We start from the raw sequence: 19,670 nt of genomic DNA on the forward strand, positions 1-19,670 counted from the left end.
TAACACCATAGGAGTTTGTTTTTCACTGGCCCGGTGACAGCCATCTGATGTCACCCGCCCAAGACGTACATCGGCGAATAGCCAAAGGTAGTTCCTGAAAGAAAGTCGGAACAGCCACCCGTATGTCTCCAAAAAAACAACATTTTACGAACTTTTTTTTTCAGAAAGGAGAAAGAACAATGACGACGAACTTCTATTTCACCCATCCCATCGCGGCGTCGTTCGACCCGCGAATACATGTGCTGGAGGAAAAGCTGCACGGTAAAGGTTATGGATTGTATTGGTATATCCGCGAAAAACTGTCCTACTTCCCCCGGAAGTGTTGCCGATTGGAAGATTTGAAGCCCTTTGCAACCAAGTATTACACCTACAGGCTGATGCAACAAGTGGTGCTGGAATCCGGCCTGTTCGAGATTGAAAGAGGATATATCATCCCCCTGAGACTGAAATGCGAAGGAGAGACGAACGGCGAAGAACTAATCTTCGGAGACACGCCCACCAAGCCGAAAAGAGGAAACAAGACAAGCCGGAAGAGCTGCGGAACTGAATCAAAAAACAGCGGAACCGAAGCAAAAAGTAGCAGAACCGAATCAAAAAACAGCGAAAATCCGTCCATTTCTGACGAAAATCCGATGAAAAACGATGAAAATCCATCAAAAAACAGCGGAAAACAAGCGGAAAATGGCAAAAAACGAACGAAAAATGACGAAAAACAAGCGATTTTTAATGAAAAACAAGCGTTTTTTGACGGAAAACAAGCGGAAAACAGCGGAAAACGAGTGAAAAAAGCATCAAATAAACAGCCAGAACGCACTGATAAACAAGAATTTGCATACAATCTCTTTGAAACAAGCAACACAAACACGTCCATATATATAAAAAAAGAAAAAGAGAAAGAAAGAAAAATTATTTCTTCTACAGAAAAAGAAGAAGAAGAAAAAGAGGGAAAGGCGGAAAAGGCGGTGAACAACCGGAACGTCCCGTCTGCCCCTCCGTCCCTGCCGCCCGTCCGCTCCTGGCAGCAATACGTGGCGCACTTGGGCACCGACAGGCAATGGGTCGAGATAGCCTGCATGAAAAGCGGTTTCGGTGTCCTGCTGATGAAGCACTTCGACCGGGCCAAAGAGCTGTTCGCCGAGCACATCATCGCCTTCGGACGGGGAGACAGACTCCTCACCCAGGAGGACGTGACGAGCTATTTCATCTCCTTCGTCACCCACCCCGTCACCTCGAAGGAGCTGCACAACCAGCTACTGGAGCTCGAACGGCGCGACATGTCCCCGTCCGACAACCCCTACCGCCACGAGCAGCGGCTGGGAGGACGCCGCATGTACAACGGTCGCCCCATCCCCGACAACGCCCCTCCACGTCCCGACGGCCACTCCCTGTGGAATGACCGCCTGAAGCGTTGGGAGCCGGAGTACGGATAAAAACCCGCCGCATTTGCCGCCACATCCCCTGGGGTTTGCCGGAACGTTGCCCCGCATCTGACCGGAAAACCCCACGGGAATCGGACATAAACCCCACAGGAATCGGACACAAAGCCCGGGGCAATTTTCCATTTTCCATTTTCAACTTTCAATTTCCAAAGGACCCATGAGAAACTTCAGCCAAGCCGGCATCGACACCGGCGGCCACATCAGTGGCAAAATAAGAACCACCTGTCCCAAGTGCAAAGACACCCGGACACACCCCGAAGACAAATCACTCTCTGTGGACATAGACACCGGCTGGTGCTACTGCTTCCACTGCGAGGCGCGCTTCCGCGTCCCCGACCTTGAGGAAGAGCGCCTCCGCCGGCAGCACCTCGACCGTCAACGCCAGGAGCGCGAAGCCCACGCAGCCGCCAAACGCTACGTCCGCCCCACCTTCGTGGAGGCCAACCTCAACCTGCCTGCCCCCATCGCCGACTACCTGACGAGCCGCCGGGGACTGAGCCTCCGGACCCTGCGCGAACTGAAGGTGACCGGACAATACGAAATCATGCCCGCCGCCACAGGAAACGGCGCCAACGATCCCGAACTCTGCATCGGCTTCAACTACTTCGAAGACGGACGGCTCGTGAACACCAAGTTCCGCACCCTGCAGAAGGGCTTCAAGATGGTGAAAGGCGCCGAACTCATCCCCTACAACCTCGACTCGCTGCTCGGACACTCCGAATGCTACATCGTGGAGGGGGAGATAGACGCCCTGACCCTGCACGAAGTGGGGCGCACCCCCGTCATCTCCGTGCCCGCCGGAGGCAACACCAACTCCACCTGGCTGGACCGCTTCGTCGAGAGCCACTTCGACGACAAGAAGACCATCTTCCTCGCCACGGACAACGACACGAACGGACTGAAGATGCGCCACGAACTGATGCGCCGTTTCGGCGAAGAACGGTGCCGCATCGTCACCTTCAGTCCCGGATGCAAGGACGCCAACGAGGAACTGCTCAAACACGGACGCGAAAGCCTGTTGCGCTGTCTCGACGCCGCTGCCGAACCGCCCATAGAAGGCGTGGTGACTGCCAACGACATGCGCGAGGAGCTGCAAGCCCTCTTCGAGAACGGACTGACACGTGGCGCCGGGACGGGTCTGCCCAACTTCGACCGCCTGTGCACCTTCGAGACCGGGCGCCTGCTCGTGGTCACCGGACGTCCCGGCGACGGAAAGTCGGAGTTCGTAGACGAGCTGGTCACCCGTCTGGGCATGCTGCACGACTGGAAGACCCTCTTCTTCAGCCCCGAAAACCAACCGCTCGCCCTGCACCAGTGCAAGCTTATCGAACGCATCGCCGGAGGGAAGTTCCGCCGCAGTTCGGGACTGGAACCGCAGTTCGTGAAGCAGGTCATGGAATGGCTCAGCGAAAACATCTTCCACCTGCAACCCGGCATCGAGGCCTACACCCTGGAGCGCGTGCTGCACACTGCCCGCCAGATGGTAGTGCGCAAGGGTATACGTATCCTCGTCATCGATCCCCTGAACCGCCTGGAACAGCCGCTCGCCCCGGGACAGACCGAACTGCAGTACATCTCCGACCTGCTGAACCGCCTGAGCCGCTTCGCCGTGCAGAACCGCTGTCTCGTCATTCTCGTAGCCCATCCGCGCAAGGTGAACCGCACCTCCACGGGCGAACTGCGCCGCGTGGAGATGAACGACATCAACGGCTCAGCCGACTTCGCCAACAAGTGCGACTACTGTTTCGTAGTGGAACGCGACCGCGGGGCGGACCTCACCCGCGTGCATGTGGAGAAAGTGCGCTTCCGGCACCTCGGCGAACCCGGGCACTGCTGCTTCACCTACAACAAAGACTGCGGCCGCTACCAGCCCTGCCGCGAACGACCGGACGGCAACAGCCGCGAAATCTTTGATGTGGAATACCCCGAAAGTTTCTGGGAAGAGGTTTTAGAGCCTGTTTAAATTTTCTTCAAAAAGTTTTTATTCAGCTTCTTTAGAGTTTCTTTTCGGTCTGTTTTCCTCTTTTTATTCGTCACATAGCCCGCTATGCTCCTCATAAAAACAGAAAAACATCCTCAAAAAGAACTCTCAAAAGAAAGCTGAACAAAATTTAAACAGGCTCTTAAAAACTCAAATAAAAACTCACAATCTCGATCAAGGAGCGCCCAACGCCTCGACAATCAGTTTGACCTGCGCCGGTGTATAACACTTGGCACACGGATTCAGCCCGGTCTGCTTCAATGCTTCGAGCAGGCTGGGCTGCACTTTAATCCAGCGGTTCAGCATCCTGACCGCACTTTCTTCGCCAATCCTTGGATTGTATCTCGCTGCCAGTTCCCTCTTGCCATAACTGCGCAGCTCGAATTCTGTTTCTGTCACTTCTTCCTTTTTCATTGTCTTGTCGCTTTTAGTTTGATGGGGAAACACCGCTTTCCTCTGTTACAAATATACAAAAAAAGCGTGGAATAGTCAACTTTTTTCACGGTTTTATGCACACGAAACCTGACGAAACCTGACAAAACCTGACAAAACCTGTCATATCCTGTCATATCCCGACAAAACCTGACAGAACCTGACAAAACCTGATTTCCCCAATTTCACATGTCGTATCTTTGCGTCAGCAAGCAAGGGAAAGAGGTGCCGCGGACCCGGTTTCCGAAGCCTGCACGGGAGGAACGCCGAACCGATTCCAACAACAAACAAAAAATTACACGATTATGGCAAAAGCTTTAGTAATGCGCATACAGCGCCGCAAGAAAATCGGGGACAAGAACTCCCCGCTGGTCTACACCTTGGTACGCAAACCCAAAGATGCCAAGACCTACGATTTGGAACGAATCGCCGCCGACATCGAAGCCTTGGGCGGCATGTCAGCCGAAGACGTGCTGCACGTGGCACGCGGACTCATCCGAAGTATCCGACAGATCCTGACGGACGGCAACACGGTGAAAGTGAACGGTCTGGGACTGTTCCGCACCACCTTCAGTTGCACGCCTGCCGAAGAGGCCAAGAGCTGCACGGTGAAGAACATCCGGCGCGTCAACATCCGCTTCATGGCGGACAGCTCCCTCCGGTTAGTGAACGACACCAACGCCACCACCAAGGGCGCTCCGAACAACATTGAGTTCGAACTGGTGACGGCCGATGGCGGTAGCGGTTCCGGAAGTGAAGGCGGTTCCGGCAGTGAAAGTGGCTCCGGAAATGAAGGAGGCACTGGCAATGAAGGAGGTTCTGGAAATGTAGACGAGAATCCGTTCGGATAATTAACTCAAGTTTCGCTTGCGAAGCTTTAAAAAACACGACATCATGAAAATAAGCAAAGAAAACTGGAAAACCATCCTGAAAGTGATCGGAACCGTCATTGCCGCCATCGCCAGTGCGCTGGGGGTACAGGCGATGACACCCCATCTTTAGGATCTGCCTGGCTCTTAGTAAAGGAGTAGCAAACAGGCTTTTAATTAAATTTTTAATCATTTATTGCAGTATGCTGCTTCTGTCTGCAAAACGGCAGAAGCAGTCATGTGCAACTTTTTATTATGCACTCTATTAATTACTTAATTCCGCCAACTGGTTATAATTATTCTATTTACTTTTAAATTCATACAGCGATGACAACAAATCATAAAATTTACTATCTACTCATATTTTGTCTATTCCCGCTCTCTTTCTTGAGGGCACAAAGCGGAGTAGCCGACCAGTTACTGAAAGCCACATTTCACCCCAGTCCACAATCCGCTGCCTATACCCGTTATGGGGAGTATCCGGTAGATTATTCCACAGGAGTCCCTAAAATAGAAATTCCCATCTACACCTTGAATACTGGAGATTATGAGCTTCCTATCTCCATTTCATATCATGCTTCGGGCATTAAAGTACTGGATGTTTCCGGTTCCGTAGGATTGGGATGGACATTGAATGCAGGGGGAGTGATAACACGGACAGTATGCGGAATGCCCGATTATGAAGGCCGTAACTATCGGATATTTTTTAAAAACATGAAAGATGTGGAAAGAAACCTTTCACAATCGGCTATGGACCCAATGTTGTGGAATCGTGTATTTGCAAATGCTCCCGAATATGACTACGAATCGGATCGTTACGGTTACAACTTTGCAGGCAAAGCCGGTATCTTCCGTTATAATGTCTACAACGAAACCCCTTTTACCATTCCTCATGAACCTATAAAAATAGAAAGGACAACCAACGGGTATAAGATAATCGATACTGACGGTACAACTTACCACTTTGAAGCAAAAGAATTATGCTTCTCGCCTACTCTATACAGTTATTCCAGTGCTTGGTATCTGACTAAGATAGAAACCGCGGGACGCAAAAATGTAATAACTCTTTCATACACTACAGGAGATACCTATACAATAAGATATCGGTCTCAGTACCTGCACAGGGGGAATGAAGTTACCTATAGTCAAGGAACAGGTCAACAATATATCGCGCATGAAACCAACGGTGGTTTTGGTGGAGAGGTATCCATGCCAAGATACTCATACAACGTCCCCATGTTAAGTTCTATCTGCTGGAACAATGTCAACATAACTTTCAGTTATACCAAAGATAGGCTGGATACACAGAAAGAACGTCTGAACTCTATAACAGTGAAAGACAACAATTCGATTGTCAGATATGTGACATTCAATAACAACATGTACTTTGGTAGCCGTCCCTCTAACTACAGGATGAGACTTGCCGGTCTTTCCATAAAAGGTAATACAACCGATGGCATAACCGACAACTATGTATTCTCATACGATGCGACAACGCCTCCGGAACATTACAATGCTGCCCTTACAGGAAATGCGTCAGAGACATATTGCCGCGAGGACTACTGGGGATATTACAACGGGACACAGAATTATAATATGATTCCCACCGGTGTGTTCCCAAGTTCAGGTCTGGCAGACCGGGCAGCTTCTCCCTTATATATGCAGATGTGTATTCTGAAGTCAATTCAATACCCGACAGGAGGTAGCACTACCTTCAACTATGAAACTAACCGGACTGGAACAAAATCATACATCGGCGGATTGAGGATTATGGAAATTATCAATAAAGACCACAATGGCATTATTCTGGAACAAAAGACTTACGAATATGAATTAGAAGAAGCTACGATGGAGATATTGGACGAGTTGTTCGCTTACGATGATTATTTTCTTTATTTCATACGACAAGAAAATGGAGCCTATCAATCCAGAGGCAACCTGCACCAGATTGCCGTAGCTTCCCCCATCCTTCCCCTTACCGGTTGGAGCGGAAGTCCTGTCTTCTACGGTAAAGTGACAGAGTACAGCGGAAATAAATCGTTCAATACCGGAAAAACCGTTTATAAGTTCATACAAGACTTTGAAAGCAGTTATCCCGGAGCCGAGATCTACGATACACCTATCCCCATACCTTTACGTTTTTATTCCGGTCTTTACAACAATGACGAAGGAACAGTCCCGGCTTTACTGAAAGAAAAGACTTTCTTCAAGAACGATAACGGAACCTATGTCAAACAATTGACGGAAGAATATGAATATACGGAACTTGTACCTCCTCATGATTCCATCTCCATCGGTGTACGCTTGGGAAGAATGGGCATAGGGGTGATTTATTACGAAAACTCTCCCTCCAGCTGTGCCCCTTATGCCAGCATGGATGCATTTTATAATTCCATCGTATATACGGAGGTGCGAGGTTATAGGAAACTGCGAAAACTGACAAGCGTAAAGACAACCGACCATGAGCGGAATGTGGTCACTACCCGTACTTATCAGTACGACCCTCAACTGCGTAATTTGCAACCTATAACAGTTGCAACCGTCAATAGCGATGGTGATAACTATACTACTAAGACTTATTATCCCTTTCAGCAAGCCGGGACAGTATATAGTAATATGGTTGCGAACAATTATGTGGACACTCCTATCAAGAAAGAAGAGTATTGCAACTCCGCCTTGTTGTCCACCGACCTTACCGCCTATCTGCAAACGGGAGAAAAGTTCTTGCCGGCCAGCATCAGCCGGCAAAAAGGTAACAATGCAAACAGGACACTGGTACATTACGAGAAATATGACAGCAAAGGAAATCCGCAATACCTGACTACGTCCGACAACCGGAAAATTGTCATCCTATGGGGATATAACTACCGTTATCCCATAGCACGGATCGAAGGGCTGACTTATAGTGAAGTATCGATGAAAATAGGAGAACGCACAATCTCATCAATGGCTTCCGGTATCGCACCTACTCAGGTACAAATGAACAACATCCGTTCTCTTTTGTCCAATGCCTTAGTCACTACTTACACCTATATTCCTTCCGTTGGAATAGCTACAGAGACCACACCGAATGGATATAAAAAGACTTATTCATACGATGCAATGGGACGCCTGAAACAAATAGCCGACACCAACGGGACAGTAGAGACTTATCAATATCAATATAAACAGTAATGCAACAAAGAATGAATATGAAACGAATTTATCTATTATTATACTTATTGCTATTTCAAACAATGGTAGGATACGCTCAGGACAATTCCCAAAACTACATCCTGACCCGTACCATGCTAAAACCCGACATGAAATCTTACTTGAGCAAGGTGGTTTATTACGATGGATTAGGCCGTCCGTTCCAGACAGTGAACAAGGCGATAGAGAACAACAACAAGAAAGGTGTGTCTCTTGCCACACTGCAAGAATATGATATGGCAGAGCGTGAGACAAAAGCCTGGCTTCCTATAGTCGTACCTTCCGATTATCTTGTTCCAACCAGTTTCAAAAGTAGTGCACCCGGCAGCTACGACAACGACTCCCGCCCTTATCAAGAGATTGTTTACGAGACTTCTCCGCAGAACCGGATCCTGAAAAAGTACGGGGCGGGAGCTGACTGGTACAGCGGGCATCCCGTTGCAACAGAGTTTATGGGCAACGATACGACTGCGCAATTGCGCTGTATCCGGTATAAAATAACTCCGGCAGGCGCTTTAGAGGCTTCAGGGGATTATGCCAACGGCACACTGAACGTAACCCGCACAACAGATGAGGACGGGAATGCATCCTATACCTTTATGGACAAGATAGGCCGTGCCTTACTCGAACGCAGGATGAACGGCAGCGAAACGCTTGATACCTATTATGTCTATGATAATTATGGTAATCTGCGTTATGTATTGCCACCGGCTATAAATGGCAATATCAGTATTGATGTACTCAATCTTTATGCATATCAGTATGAATACGACGGATTCAACCGTTGTGTACGGAAAAAGTTGCCCGGCACACAGTACATCGAATACGTCTACGACACCTACGACCGCCTGATCTTCTCTCAGGACGGAAACCAGCGTGCCCGGAATATACCAACGTGGACTTATTATCTTTATGACAATCTGAACCGCTTGGTTCAACAGGGAGAATGTACCGGAAAGAACGTTTCTTCCAATGCGACGGTACACGTGCGGAACCATTACGACGACTATAGCTTCGTGGGTACGGGCGGCTTTACTGACAGCTGCTTCGTAAAAGACACTTTAGGCTATGCCAAGGGTCTGCTGACCGGTTGTGAGATTGCGGTACTGGGCAACGGCACCAAACTGTACTCGACTTTGTATTACGACATCCGGGGGCGTGTAGTGAAAACCGTCGAAAGTAACCTGCTTGGCGGCTACGACAGAACCACCACTACTTATACATTTTCCGGCAAGCCCCAAAGCGTAATATATACCCATACGGCCACAGGACAGAACTCAAAGACAAGAGAGTACAACTACATCTATGACTATAGCGACCGCCTCATCAAGGTGAAACACATCCTGAACGGTATGATAGTGACCCTTGCCGACTATATGTATGACGACTTGAACCGCCTGCAATCGAAGTCCCTGCATGGCAGTGTCACGAACAAACTGACCTATACATACAATGTCCGCAGCTGGCTGACCGGAATCAGCGGCAACAAGTTTACGCAGAACCTGTACTATAACACCGGAAACGGCACTGCAAGGTACAACGGCAACATCAGCAGCATGACCTGGAAAGCCGGAACGGAAAGTACCGTACGCGGCTACAAGTTCACTTACGACGGCCTGGACCGCATGCTGAACGCCACATACGGCGAGACAGCCGCCATCAATACCAACGCCAACCGCTTCAGCGAGAACGTGACGGGATATGACAAGAACGGAAACATCAGGTCATTGCAACGCTACGGACAGACTGCCGCTTCGTCCTACGGCCTCATAGACAACCTCACTTTCACCTTGAGCGGGAACCAACTGACCCGCGTAGACGATGCAGTGACCGCTTCCGCCTACAACAACGGTTTCGAGTTCAAGGATGCCGTAAAGCAGGCAAACGAATACGCCTACGATGCCAATGGAAATTTAACTAAAGATTTGAATAAGAATATCACTGATATTCAATATAATTTCTTAAATTTGCCAAGCAAGGTTACATTTGGTGACGGAAGTACTATTGCCTATACATATACTGCTGACGGCACGAAGTTGCGTACAGTACACAAGATAGGCAGTACGACCACCACCACGGACTATTGCGGAGACGTGATCTATGAGAATGGTGTCCAGAAGTTGTTGCTGACGGAAGAAGGTTATGTCACCCTGAACGACAACAAGTATCATTATTACTTGCAGGATCATCAGGGAAACAACCGTGTGGTCATCAACCAGAGCGGGACGGTAGAGGAAACGAATCACTATTATCCGTTCGGAGGGATGTTTGCTTCAAGTAGTTCCGTCCAGCCTTATAAGTACAATGGCAAGGAGTACGACAATAAGAAAGGCTTGAACTGGTATGATTACGGGGCAAGGCATTATGATGCGGCACTGGGAAGATTCCATACCAATGACCGATTTGCAGAGAAATATCAGTCGCTATCAACGTATCAGTATGGCGCTAATAATCCGGTAAGGAATATTGATGTGAACGGGGATACGATTATTGTAGCGCCCAATCCTAATGGTTTATTTGATAATGTTCGAATGGCTTTTGGAAGTGATACAAAATATCAGAAAACAGTGAAAGCAGACTTGCAACAGCTGAAAAAAGACGATGCAGATGTTGCTAAAATAATATCTGAATTGGAAGAAAGTAGAAATTTGCATTACATTACGATGCCAAAGAAAGGACAATTTAATTCGGTTGAGTATGATGGTGATAAAATGAAAAAGAAAGTTTCGCAAGGTAGTAAAATCTTTTATAATCCTTACAATCAAAAAAGAGGTAGTTTGGATCGCGAAAAAAGGAGTCCAAGAGTAGGCCTAAGCCATGAACTTCAACATTCATTTGACTTAGATAAAAAGTATGCTACTGGTGAAACGATAGAAAATGGTATAAAGATTATGGATGTACGTGCTGTTAATACAGAAAATAAGATTAGAAGAAAAACTGGTGATCCAAAAAGAACTATGTATGGAACAAGAAAAATCCCAAAAGAATTACTGGAATAAGTTTCCTTTGTTTTTAATAATTGGCGGTGGAATAATACTTGTATTTTTCTGTATGCTACATGCTAATAGGAGGGAAGAAGTTATACTTTCTGATTATTATGGAACTACTTCACCGGATATGATATCTATAAATATTAAATGGCGTGACTCTACTTGTTGTATTGTTTTAGAGAGTAATAATTTATTATATATATTAAGGAGGGTAGATGAGGATGAATTTTTCCCCTCTTTACATTACAAGGATTTTATTAGTCTTTCATATAAGGATACTCTGACTGTAGATAGTTTGTCATTTATGCAATTGAAAGGATATATGGTTACTCCTCAATTCAATATAGATTCAATATATGGAAATGAAGGAGTTCAAGGTCTGCTTTCTGCTTATTTCGATGATATATGGTTTTCTCCACGTGAGGGGGAGTTGACTTTATCAGAAGAACGATATATTATATATATACTACAGCAATATGGATATTATATGCATATCGAATGTGAATCAGGAAATATGTATATAGAAAAACCTTAATGATAAGGACAACCTGTATGTCCGTATTTGTTTATAGTTAGGCATTCGAATATAGGATGATAAGTATATTTGTTCTTATGCCTTTGAGACTTTTATTTGTCAATTTTTAATAGTGAAATGATACTCGTAAATTGAGTTTAATATTTCTGATGAAATTTATTTAATTGCTATCCTAATATTAGATATATTTATCCTATATATTAGGATAGCTTTTTCAAAATCTTTCTTGTTAATCGTAATTATGTGACGACCAAAAAGGCGTTTTGACATACTTTCACGGAATGTGTTCCTACGAAAAGAGGGTGTATCGTAATGAAGCGATACACCCTCTTTTTTTGTCTCTTTGCTGCAAGTATGGAATTACTTACGCAGACCGAGCTCTTTAACGATGGCACGATATCTTTCGATGTCGCGGTCTTTCAGGTAGTTCAGCAACGAACGGCGTTTACCTACCAACATGGTCAAGGCTCTTTCAGTACTATAATCTTTTCTGTTGAGCTTCATGTGCTCAGTCAGGTGGGAAATACGGTATGAAAACAAAGCTATCTGGGCCTCAGCTGAGCCAGTATCAGTGTTAGACTTTCCGTACTTGCCAAAGATCTCTTGCTTTTTAGCAGCGTCTAAATACATAACTTTTAATTGATATTGATAATATAATGTTCTTTAAAACGGCTGCAAAGATAGGGATAATCTTTCATATAGCAATGATTTACAATGTTTTTTTATGGCTTTGGCGTAGAATTGCAAGTTGGCGGGCACGTCAACACCCTACTTTCACCATTACGCGGGTAAATGTATGCCCGTTGCGGACATATATGTAAAACCATCCGTAGGGGCCGCTTACCTGGTTTACAGGCTTCAGCAGCGTAACCGTCAGTTCATTGCCTCGGATGGTGATGTCGAAAGCACTGTCGTCCGAGTAGCTTTGTCCCTCCCATTCTATCTCGCTCCCTTTGGGGAAGGAGTAGGAGACGATTTCGCCCAGATTGTTCAGTGTACCAATGGTCTCGTCCCACTGGGGTAATCCGGTGGCTTCGGGATAGGTTTCGGCATAAGTCACGACTGCTCCCGTTATTTCATCACCGTTCTTGATGAAGTTCTCCACACGAAGGTTATAGAACACCTCGTTCTGTTGGAAAGCGTATGTGCCGGAAGGAAAAGTATGAATCAGGGCAGAAGGGAATACTTGATAACGCTTTCCCGGTTTTACGGCAATTTCATGGGTCAGTTGAGACAATGCCGGCTTGTTGTAGCTGCCCCCGTTTGCTTCGGTAATGCCGCAGTGGGAGGTGTAGAAGTTGTTGGCAGCGTTGATGTAGAGGTCGGACTGTCCTAAGACAGTCTTGCCATTCTCTTCATTCATCATGTTTAAGGTAATGGCATCGGCAGGCATATCCCAATCGTCATCGTTGCTGCATGAACAGATAATAAGAGCGTAGAGACAGCATAAAACAGTGAGTGTCTTTTTCATTTTCATACTTGTTTATGTAGTTAATAATGTTTAGTAGCGGGCTATTCCATGAATACCATGAATAACCGTACAAATAAAAAGAAAAACGGGAAGCAAAGCAAGCAAATTGCCAATTTATTTGCATCTGCTTTCGCTTTGCGCTATCTTTGCAGCCAAATAATAGGTATTGTATGCAAAATATTAGGAATATTGCAATCATTGCCCATGTCGATCATGGGAAAACGACGCTCGTTGATAAGATGCTCTTGGCAGGAAACCTTTTCCGCAGTAATCAGAGCACAGGTGAATTAATGCTGGATAACAACGACTTGGAGCGCGAACGAGGAATAACGATTCTTTCCAAAAACGTTTCCATCAATTACAAAGGAACTAAAATCAACATCATTGATACTCCGGGACACAGCGACTTCGGAGGAGAAGTAGAACGCGTGTTGAACATGGCGGATGGATGCATCCTGTTGGTGGACGCTTTCGAAGGACCGATGCCGCAGACGCGTTTCGTGTTACAGAAAGCGTTGCAGATCGGACTGAAACCCATTGTTGTGGTGAACAAAGTGGACAAACCGAACTGCCGTCCCGAAGAAGTGTATGAAATGGTGTTCGACTTGATGTTCAGTCTTGAGGCTACGGAAGAGCAACTGGATTTTCCCGTCATCTACGGTTCTGCAAAGAACAACTGGATGAGTACAGACTGGAAAACGCCTGCCGACAACATTTTCGCCTTGCTGGATTGCATCGTCGAAAACATACCGGCACCCACACAACTGGAAGGTACGCCACAGATGTTGGTGACTTCGTTGGACTATTCCTCCTATACCGGACGTATCGCCGTGGGTCGTGTACATCGGGGTACGCTCAAGGAGGGCATGAATGTTTCTCTTGCCAAGCGTGACGGAAGCATTGTCAAGGCGAAAATCAAAGAACTGCATACATTCGAAGGCTTGGGACGCACGAAGACTACCGAAGTTTCTTCCGGTGACATTTGTGCGCTGGTGGGTATCGAAGGGTTCGAAATCGGAGATACGATCTGCGACTTCGAGAATCCGGAAGCCCTGCCGCCTATCGCTATCGACGAACCGACCATGAGCATGCTGTTCACCATCAACGACTCGCCGTTCTTCGGGCGCGAAGGCAAGTTTGTGACCTCGCGTCACATTCACGACCGCCTGATGAAGGAGTTGGACAAGAACCTTGCACTGCGTGTGGCAAAAAGTATGGAAGACGGAAAATGGGTGGTATCCGGCCGTGGCGTGCTTCATCTCTCGGTATTGATTGAGACGATGCGTCGCGAAGGATACGAGCTTCAGGTAGGTCAGCCGCAGGTTATCTTCAAGGAGATTGACGGTGTGAAGTGCGAGCCGATTGAAGAGTTGACGGTGAACGTGCCCGAAGAGTATGCCAGCAAGATTATCGATATGGTGACCCGCCGTAAGGGCGAAATGGTGAAGATGGAGAGTGCGGGCGAGCGTGTGAACTTGGAATTTAATATGCCTTCGCGTGGTATCATCGGACTGCGTACCAATGTGCTGACCGCTTCTGCAGGTGAAGCCATCATGGCACATCGCTTCCGGGAGTATCAGCCTTATAAGGGAGAAATCGAACGCCGCACCAACGGTTCTATGATTGCTATGGAGACGGGTACGGCATTTGCCTACGCCATCGATAAGTTGCAGGATCGCGGTAAGTTTTTCATCTTCCCGCAAGAAGAGGTGTATGCCGGTCAGGTAGTGGGAGAGCATTCGCACGACAATGATCTGGTAATCAACGTCACGAAGTCGAAGAAACTGACCAACATGCGTGCTTCCGGTTCGGACGATAAGGCTCGTCTGATTCCGCCCGTACAGTTCTCTTTGGAAGAGGCGTTGGAGTACATCAAGGAGGATGAATATGTGGAAGTAACGCCGAAGGCGATGCGTATGCGTAAGGTCATCCTGGATGAAATAGAGCGTAAACGTGCGAACAAGAACTGATGTGGCGCAATGATAGATAATGCGATGATAGCGTATGAAGCGATAATCATCCGATAATAAAATAATAAGGAGTACTTTGTGATAAATGAAGCACTCCTTATTTTGTTTATATGGCATAAACTTGTATGTTTATGCAGTCGAATTTATTTGTTTGTGCAATTACCACTTACCTGTTTGTGCAATTACCACTTACCTGTTTGTGCAATTACCACTTACCTGTTTGTGCAATTGCACTTATCTGTTTATGCAATTGCCCTTATCTGTTTATGCTGCTCAAGCCTTTTGCCTTTTTTAGTCGATGAATCTGATCTTCTCCGCGTTTCTGGGTTTGGCTTTCGGTGTTTCGTCGGGATAACCGAAGGCGATGCAGTACAGCAGTTCATATCCTTCGGGGATGTCCAGTTTCTTCAGATACTCGGCGGCTTCGGGAGTGGATGTCATGAAACGTGCCGAACTGCCCAGACAGCAAGAACCTATCCCCATGGACCAGGCGGCAAGAATCATGTTCTCGCCCAGCAGTCCGCAGTCTATTTGCGACATGTCATAGGATTTGTCGTTGGCAATGAATACTACTGTGGGGGCATTGCGGAACATGTTCCGGAAGTTCGGATCTTCCGCTGCTTTGGGGTTCTGCTTTTTGAAAACTTCGGTGATGCCGTTGATAAATTCCGGATTGTCCACCACGCGTATCTCCCACGACTGTTTGTTCTGTCCGTTAGGGGCATTGATGCCGCAGTTCAAGATTACTTGCATGGTGTCTCGGCCTACGGGCTGCGGTTTGTACTTACGGATGCTGCGTCGTGACATCATGTTTTCGACGATTGTGTTTCCTTTGTTTTCCTTTATACTTGTAGTTTCATTCTCTTTCTGCATTTGCGTACCGCATCCGCAGAACAGCAACAGGCTGATGCCCGCCAACATCAATTTGATATTCTTCATATTGCTTTATTTAATATTGATTTCTGCAAAGCTAACAAAAAAAGTATAATTGCGAGGTGGTTACTTATGAAAAAACATATACTTTAAAAACAAAAGGTGATCTCCACATTCGGAGACCACCTTTCTTATATTAGATAAATCTGTCAGTTTCAGATTAGAGCTTCGGACCAGCAGCAACCAGTGCTTTACCAGCTTCGTTGCCAGTGAACTTAGCGAAGTTCTTGATGAAGCGACCAGCCAAGTCTTTAGCTTTCTCTTCCCACTTGCAAGCACATTCGTAAGTGTCGCGCGGGTCGAGGATCTTCGGATCAACACCCGGCAACTCTGTCGGAACTACGAAGTCGAAGAAAGGAATAACCTTCGTCGGAGCCTTGTCGATAGAACCGTCGAGGATGGCGTCGATGATACCACGAGTGTCGCGGATAGAGATACGCTTGCCAGTACCGTTCCAGCCAGTGTTAACCAAGTATGCCTTAGCACCTACTTTTTCCATCTTCTTAACCAGCTCTTCTGCATATTTCGTAGGATGCAAGCTCAAGAAAGCAGCACCGAAGCAAGCAGAGAATGTCGGAGTCGGTTCAGTGATACCACGTTCTGTACCAGCCAACTTAGCAGTGAAACCTGACAGGAAGTAGTATTGAGCCTGATCCGGGTTCAGGATAGATACCGGAGGCAATACACCGAAGGCGTCAGCAGACAGGAAGATTACCTGATGTGCGTGAGGACCTTTTGACAACGGCTTAACGATGTTGTTGATATGATAGATAGGATAAGAAACACGAGTGTTTTCTGTTACGCTCTTGTCTGCGAAGTCGATCTTGCCTTCTGCGTCAACAGTAACGTTTTCCAGCAGGGCGTCGCGCTTGATGGCGTTGTAGATATCGGGTTCGCTTTCTTTGTCCAGGTTGATAACCTTGGCATAGCAACCGCCTTCGTAGTTGAATACGCCTTCGTCGTCCCATCCGTGTTCGTCGTCACCGATCAGCAGACGTTTCGGGTCGGTAGAGAGCGTAGTCTTACCTGTACCGGACAGACCGAAGAAGATAGCAGAATCTGTACCTTCCATGTTTGTATTGGCAGAGCAGTGCATAGAAGCGATGCCGCGGAGCGGGTTCAGGTAGTTCATGATAGAGAAGATACCCTTCTTCATTTCACCGCCATACCAAGTGTTCAGGATAACCTGTTCTTTGGTCTTCAGGTTGAATACAGTAGCTGTCTCAGAGTTCAAGCCCAGTTCTTTGTAGTTGTCAACCTTAGCTTTAGCAGCGTTGAATGATACGAAATCGGGTTCTCCGTAGTTAGCCAGTTCTTCAGCAGTGGGGCGGATGAACATGTTGGTTACGAAGTGTGCTTGCCAAGCTACTTCCATGATGAAACGTACTTTCAGGCGGGTAGCTTCATTGGCACCGCAGAATGTATCGATAACGAACAGACGCTTGCCGCTCAATTCGTTTACTGCTTTAGCTTTCAAGTCAGCCCAAGCTTCTTCCGAGCAAGGCTTGTTGTCGTTCTTATACTCGTCAGAAGTCCACCATACAGTGTCTTTGCTGGCTTCATTCAATACGAAGAATTTATCTTTGGGAGAACGTCCTGTGTAGATACCAGTCATTACGTTTACTGTACCCAGTTCGGTTACTTGACCTTTTTCATAACCTTCCAGATCAGCTTTGGTTTCTTCAGCGAACAATACATCATAAGACGGGTTGTGAAGAATTTCCTTCACGTCTTTGATACCGTACTTGCTTAAATCTAAATTTGCCATTTCTTTTAATGAATTAAAATTTTGGTATTTGGTTTACTAATCTCTTTCCTTTAAAAATGTCTTTAATACCTTTGAGGCAAGGGGCCGGATTGCAGTAAATCAGCTCATTTTCGGTAAGTCCCTTGTCTTTCGCCTACAAAAGTAATACTTTCTTTTTAAAGAGATGTGCTATTAGAGAAATTTTTCCCTAATGGGAATTCTTTTATAACTCAATAACAATATCTGCAAACTGAATGTTGCAAATTGCACGGGAATTTGTTTACTTTGCGTATAATTATGATTTTATGATTAATGTCGGTAGGGCGGACTGGAGTTTCCATTTCTGATGTGTCCCGGTTAAGGAGAAAGTGAACCAATCATCCCGCAGAGGGATAAATAATAACCAGATAAAATGAAGATAGTGAATTTTGCCGAGACTGACTCTGTCCTCAATCAGTATGTGGCTGAAATAAGGGATGTGCAGGTGCAGGGCGATCGCCTCCGGTTCCGCAGGAACATAGAGCGTATCGGAGAGATTATGGCGTATGAGATGAGTAAAGAGCTGGCGTACTCCGTCAAGCAGGTACAGACTCCGTTGGGTGTGGCGCAAGCCCGTACGCCCGATGATGACGTGGTAGTGGCTACCGTGTTCCGTGCCGGATTGCCGCTGCATCAGGGATTTCTTAATGTGTTCGACCGTGCCGGGAATGCGTTTGTTTCGGCATACCGTTATTATAAGGATAAGGAATGTCGCACATTGGATGTGCACATTGAATATATCGCCGCTCCCGACCTGTCGCAGAAGACGCTGATGATCGTAGACCCTATGCTTGCCACGGGTGAGAGTATGGAGCTGGCCTACAAGGCTTTCTTGACGAAAGGTCGTCCGGCACGGCTGATGATTGCTTGCGTCATTGCTAGCCGTCAGGGCGTGGAGCATTTGCAACGCCTGTTTCCGGATGACGATGTCACGTTGTGGTGCGCCGCCATCGACCCTGTGCTGAACGAGCGTTCGTACATTGTGCCCGGTCTGGGCGATGCCGGCGACTTGGCATACGGGGGCAAGTTGTGAGGCTTGCCCGTCAGTCGTTGATTACTCCCTGAATCTCTTCCAGGGTGAGTTGTCCGTTGAGCAGGATGATGGTGAATTCGTCCTGCTCATCGATCAGTAACACGTATTCGTTCTCCTTGCTTCCTTCTTTGACGTAGATGGTGACGCGTTCGCCCTCTTCTCTGACGCGTATCAGTTCTTCGTAGCCGTTTTCGGGTTTGATGTGGGCGGTTTCCTTGCGTAATTCGTCTGCTACGGATTTATTTTCGCATGTGAGGATTTGCATGCTGTTTATTTTGCCGGCTACGTTGGCAAGGTTGATGTTTCCGCTATCGATATTTTTCATCATGCCAAACATCCTTTTGGAGATGTAGACGGAGGTGACGCCTTTGCGGTCAGCAAACTTCTCGAAGAAGCTCTCTTGTGCGTGTAATCCTGCGCATGCCAGCAGGACGAATATCCATGTGATAAATACTTTTTTCATAATCAGTTTCTCTTTTTGATGTTATTATTTATGGTTTCGGGGGTGTCGGTAAGGGCGTTGCAGCATTTCTCCAACTGTTCCCTTATCCGTTGCGTGCGGCTTTCGGCCTTTGCCACGTGGCTTTGTCCCTTGTTCAGGGTGGCAGCGAATAGTTGCAGGGCACGTTCGGCTTCTGCATACGCCAGTTGCGGGTTATCGAAGGTGTCGCGCGGTTGGTCGTTGGCTTGCTGTACGTAGAGTCCGGCACCGGCGGCTATGAGCAGTGCGGCAGCTATACCTGCATACCATCTCACGATGCGGGCTTTCGGCTTGTGCAGTGTCAGGCGCGGTTGTTGCGTGTCGTCCGTTTCCCATTGGCGGATACTGTCCGAGAGGCGCTCTTCCAGTCCTGCGGGCAGAGTGGCTTCCTGTTGTGACAAGGAGGAAAGAAAGAGAAAGGTTTCGCGGTCGGCTTTCAGCTCTTCCGGTATGTCGTCTTGCTGGAAGAGGCTTTTCAGTGCCCGTTCTTCCGGCAGGGTGGTTTCGCCTCGATAGTAGCGTTCCAGTAATTCTTTTGCTTTTTCTGTCTTCATTATC

General features: G+C 47.1%; 16 protein-coding genes. 9 read left to right on the forward strand and 7 right to left on the reverse strand.

Going from position 1 to position 19,670, the window contains the following annotated elements; all coding sequences use genetic code 11:
- Positions 1 to 179 precede the first annotated feature (179 nt).
- Positions 180 to 1,430 (forward strand): hypothetical protein, encoded by a 1,251-nt coding sequence (locus QZ323_RS00050; RefSeq protein ID WP_294631882.1) that lies wholly within the window; start codon positions 180 to 182, stop codon positions 1,428 to 1,430.
- Positions 1,431 to 1,596: 166 nt separating this feature from the next.
- A complete protein-coding gene (locus QZ323_RS00055) occupies positions 1,597 to 3,402 on the forward strand; it encodes a DnaB-like helicase C-terminal domain-containing protein (RefSeq protein WP_294631883.1) in 1,806 nt (601 codons plus the stop codon).
- Positions 3,403 to 3,594: 192 nt separating this feature from the next.
- On the opposite strand, the gene QZ323_RS00060 is transcribed toward QZ323_RS00055, so the two are convergent.
- Positions 3,595 to 3,834 (reverse strand): DUF4248 domain-containing protein, encoded by a 240-nt coding sequence (locus QZ323_RS00060; protein WP_294631884.1) that lies wholly within the window; start codon positions 3,832 to 3,834, stop codon positions 3,595 to 3,597.
- A gap of 323 nt (positions 3,835 to 4,157) precedes the next feature.
- On the opposite strand from QZ323_RS00060, the gene QZ323_RS00065 reads away from it, so the two are divergent.
- The 5 genes from QZ323_RS00065 to QZ323_RS00085 all read left to right on the forward strand — a co-directional run bounded on the left by QZ323_RS00065 (position 4,158) and on the right by QZ323_RS00085 (position 11,438).
- Positions 4,158 to 4,703, forward strand: a complete 546-nt coding sequence (locus QZ323_RS00065; RefSeq protein WP_294631885.1) for a DNA-binding protein — start codon at positions 4,158 to 4,160, stop codon at positions 4,701 to 4,703.
- Positions 4,704 to 4,746: 43 nt separating this feature from the next.
- Positions 4,747 to 4,854, forward strand: coding sequence for a smalltalk protein (locus QZ323_RS00070; RefSeq protein WP_294631886.1), 108 nt, complete (start codon positions 4,747 to 4,749; stop codon positions 4,852 to 4,854).
- A gap of 194 nt (positions 4,855 to 5,048) precedes the next feature.
- Entirely contained in the window at positions 5,049 to 7,895 is a 2,847-nt protein-coding gene (locus QZ323_RS00075; RefSeq protein ID WP_294631887.1) for an RHS repeat protein, read from the forward strand.
- 62 nt (positions 7,896 to 7,957) lie between these two features.
- A complete protein-coding gene (locus QZ323_RS00080; RefSeq protein ID WP_294631888.1) occupies positions 7,958 to 10,912 on the forward strand; it encodes a DUF6443 domain-containing protein in 2,955 nt (984 codons plus the stop codon).
- Positions 10,875 to 11,438, forward strand: coding sequence for a hypothetical protein (locus QZ323_RS00085; RefSeq protein WP_294631889.1), 564 nt, complete (start codon positions 10,875 to 10,877; stop codon positions 11,436 to 11,438). The genes QZ323_RS00080 and QZ323_RS00085 overlap by 38 nt, the downstream gene beginning before the upstream one ends.
- 360 nt (positions 11,439 to 11,798) lie before the next feature.
- Here the strand turns inward: QZ323_RS00085 and rpsO are convergent, their stop codons facing one another.
- A complete protein-coding gene (rpsO, locus tag QZ323_RS00090; protein WP_294631890.1) occupies positions 11,799 to 12,068 on the reverse strand; it encodes a 30S ribosomal protein S15 in 270 nt (89 codons plus the stop codon).
- Between the two features lie 130 nt (positions 12,069 to 12,198).
- Positions 12,199 to 12,909: a DUF5036 family protein gene (locus QZ323_RS00095; protein ID WP_294631891.1), complete on the reverse strand. Its 711-nt coding sequence runs from the start codon at positions 12,907 to 12,909 to the stop codon at positions 12,199 to 12,201.
- Between the two features lie 170 nt (positions 12,910 to 13,079).
- On the opposite strand from QZ323_RS00095, the gene typA reads away from it, so the two are divergent.
- A complete protein-coding gene (gene typA, locus QZ323_RS00100; RefSeq protein ID WP_294631892.1) occupies positions 13,080 to 14,879 on the forward strand; it encodes a translational GTPase TypA in 1,800 nt (599 codons plus the stop codon).
- A gap of 291 nt (positions 14,880 to 15,170) precedes the next feature.
- On the opposite strand, the gene QZ323_RS00105 is transcribed toward typA, so the two are convergent.
- Positions 15,171 to 15,818 (reverse strand): nitroreductase, encoded by a 648-nt coding sequence (locus QZ323_RS00105; protein WP_294631893.1) that lies wholly within the window; start codon positions 15,816 to 15,818, stop codon positions 15,171 to 15,173.
- 154 nt (positions 15,819 to 15,972) lie between these two features.
- Positions 15,973 to 17,580, reverse strand: a complete 1,608-nt coding sequence (gene pckA, locus QZ323_RS00110) for a phosphoenolpyruvate carboxykinase (ATP) (RefSeq protein WP_294631894.1) — start codon at positions 17,578 to 17,580, stop codon at positions 15,973 to 15,975.
- A gap of 391 nt (positions 17,581 to 17,971) precedes the next feature.
- On the opposite strand from pckA, the gene upp reads away from it, so the two are divergent.
- Entirely contained in the window at positions 17,972 to 18,631 is a 660-nt protein-coding gene (gene upp, locus QZ323_RS00115; protein ID WP_294631895.1) for a uracil phosphoribosyltransferase, read from the forward strand.
- A gap of 10 nt (positions 18,632 to 18,641) precedes the next feature.
- On the opposite strand, the gene QZ323_RS00120 is transcribed toward upp, so the two are convergent.
- Together QZ323_RS00120 and QZ323_RS00125 are read right to left on the reverse strand one after the other, a co-directional pair.
- Positions 18,642 to 19,094, reverse strand: coding sequence for a DUF4252 domain-containing protein (locus QZ323_RS00120; RefSeq protein ID WP_294631896.1), 453 nt, complete (start codon positions 19,092 to 19,094; stop codon positions 18,642 to 18,644).
- 2 nt (positions 19,095 to 19,096) lie between these two features.
- Positions 19,097 to 19,666, reverse strand: a complete 570-nt coding sequence (locus QZ323_RS00125) for a hypothetical protein (RefSeq protein WP_294631897.1) — start codon at positions 19,664 to 19,666, stop codon at positions 19,097 to 19,099.
- Between the last annotated feature and the right edge of the window lie 4 nt (positions 19,667 to 19,670).

Origin of the sequence: uncultured Bacteroides sp., from assembly GCF_910585845.1 — a bacterium.
In the GTDB taxonomy this organism is placed as follows: domain Bacteria; phylum Bacteroidota; class Bacteroidia; order Bacteroidales; family Bacteroidaceae; genus Bacteroides.

What these genes read in the sequence shown, in the direction of transcription:
- QZ323_RS00050 (WP_294631882.1), top strand. Translation starts at nt 180, where the DNA reads ATGACGACGAACTTCTATTTCACCCATCCCATCGCGGCGTCGTTCGAC.
- QZ323_RS00055 (WP_294631883.1), top strand. Translation starts at nt 1,597, where the DNA reads ATGAGAAACTTCAGCCAAGCCGGCATCGACACCGGCGGCCACATCAGT.
- QZ323_RS00060 (WP_294631884.1), bottom strand. Translation starts at nt 3,834, where the DNA reads ATGAAAAAGGAAGAAGTGACAGAAACAGAATTCGAGCTGCGCAGTTAT.
- QZ323_RS00065 (WP_294631885.1), top strand. Translation starts at nt 4,158, where the DNA reads ATGGCAAAAGCTTTAGTAATGCGCATACAGCGCCGCAAGAAAATCGGG.
- QZ323_RS00070 (WP_294631886.1), top strand. Translation starts at nt 4,747, where the DNA reads ATGAAAATAAGCAAAGAAAACTGGAAAACCATCCTGAAAGTGATCGGA.
- QZ323_RS00075 (WP_294631887.1), top strand. Translation starts at nt 5,049, where the DNA reads ATGACAACAAATCATAAAATTTACTATCTACTCATATTTTGTCTATTC.
- QZ323_RS00080 (WP_294631888.1), top strand. Translation starts at nt 7,958, where the DNA reads ATGGTAGGATACGCTCAGGACAATTCCCAAAACTACATCCTGACCCGT.
- QZ323_RS00085 (WP_294631889.1), top strand. Translation starts at nt 10,875, where the DNA reads ATGGAACAAGAAAAATCCCAAAAGAATTACTGGAATAAGTTTCCTTTG.
- rpsO (WP_294631890.1), bottom strand. Translation starts at nt 12,068, where the DNA reads ATGTATTTAGACGCTGCTAAAAAGCAAGAGATCTTTGGCAAGTACGGA.
- QZ323_RS00095 (WP_294631891.1), bottom strand. Translation starts at nt 12,909, where the DNA reads ATGAAAAAGACACTCACTGTTTTATGCTGTCTCTACGCTCTTATTATC.
- typA (WP_294631892.1), top strand. Translation starts at nt 13,080, where the DNA reads ATGCAAAATATTAGGAATATTGCAATCATTGCCCATGTCGATCATGGG.
- QZ323_RS00105 (WP_294631893.1), bottom strand. Translation starts at nt 15,818, where the DNA reads ATGAAGAATATCAAATTGATGTTGGCGGGCATCAGCCTGTTGCTGTTC.
- pckA (WP_294631894.1), bottom strand. Translation starts at nt 17,580, where the DNA reads ATGGCAAATTTAGATTTAAGCAAGTACGGTATCAAAGACGTGAAGGAA.
- upp (WP_294631895.1), top strand. Translation starts at nt 17,972, where the DNA reads ATGAAGATAGTGAATTTTGCCGAGACTGACTCTGTCCTCAATCAGTAT.
- QZ323_RS00120 (WP_294631896.1), bottom strand. Translation starts at nt 19,094, where the DNA reads ATGAAAAAAGTATTTATCACATGGATATTCGTCCTGCTGGCATGCGCA.
- QZ323_RS00125 (WP_294631897.1), bottom strand. Translation starts at nt 19,666, where the DNA reads ATGAAGACAGAAAAAGCAAAAGAATTACTGGAACGCTACTATCGAGGC.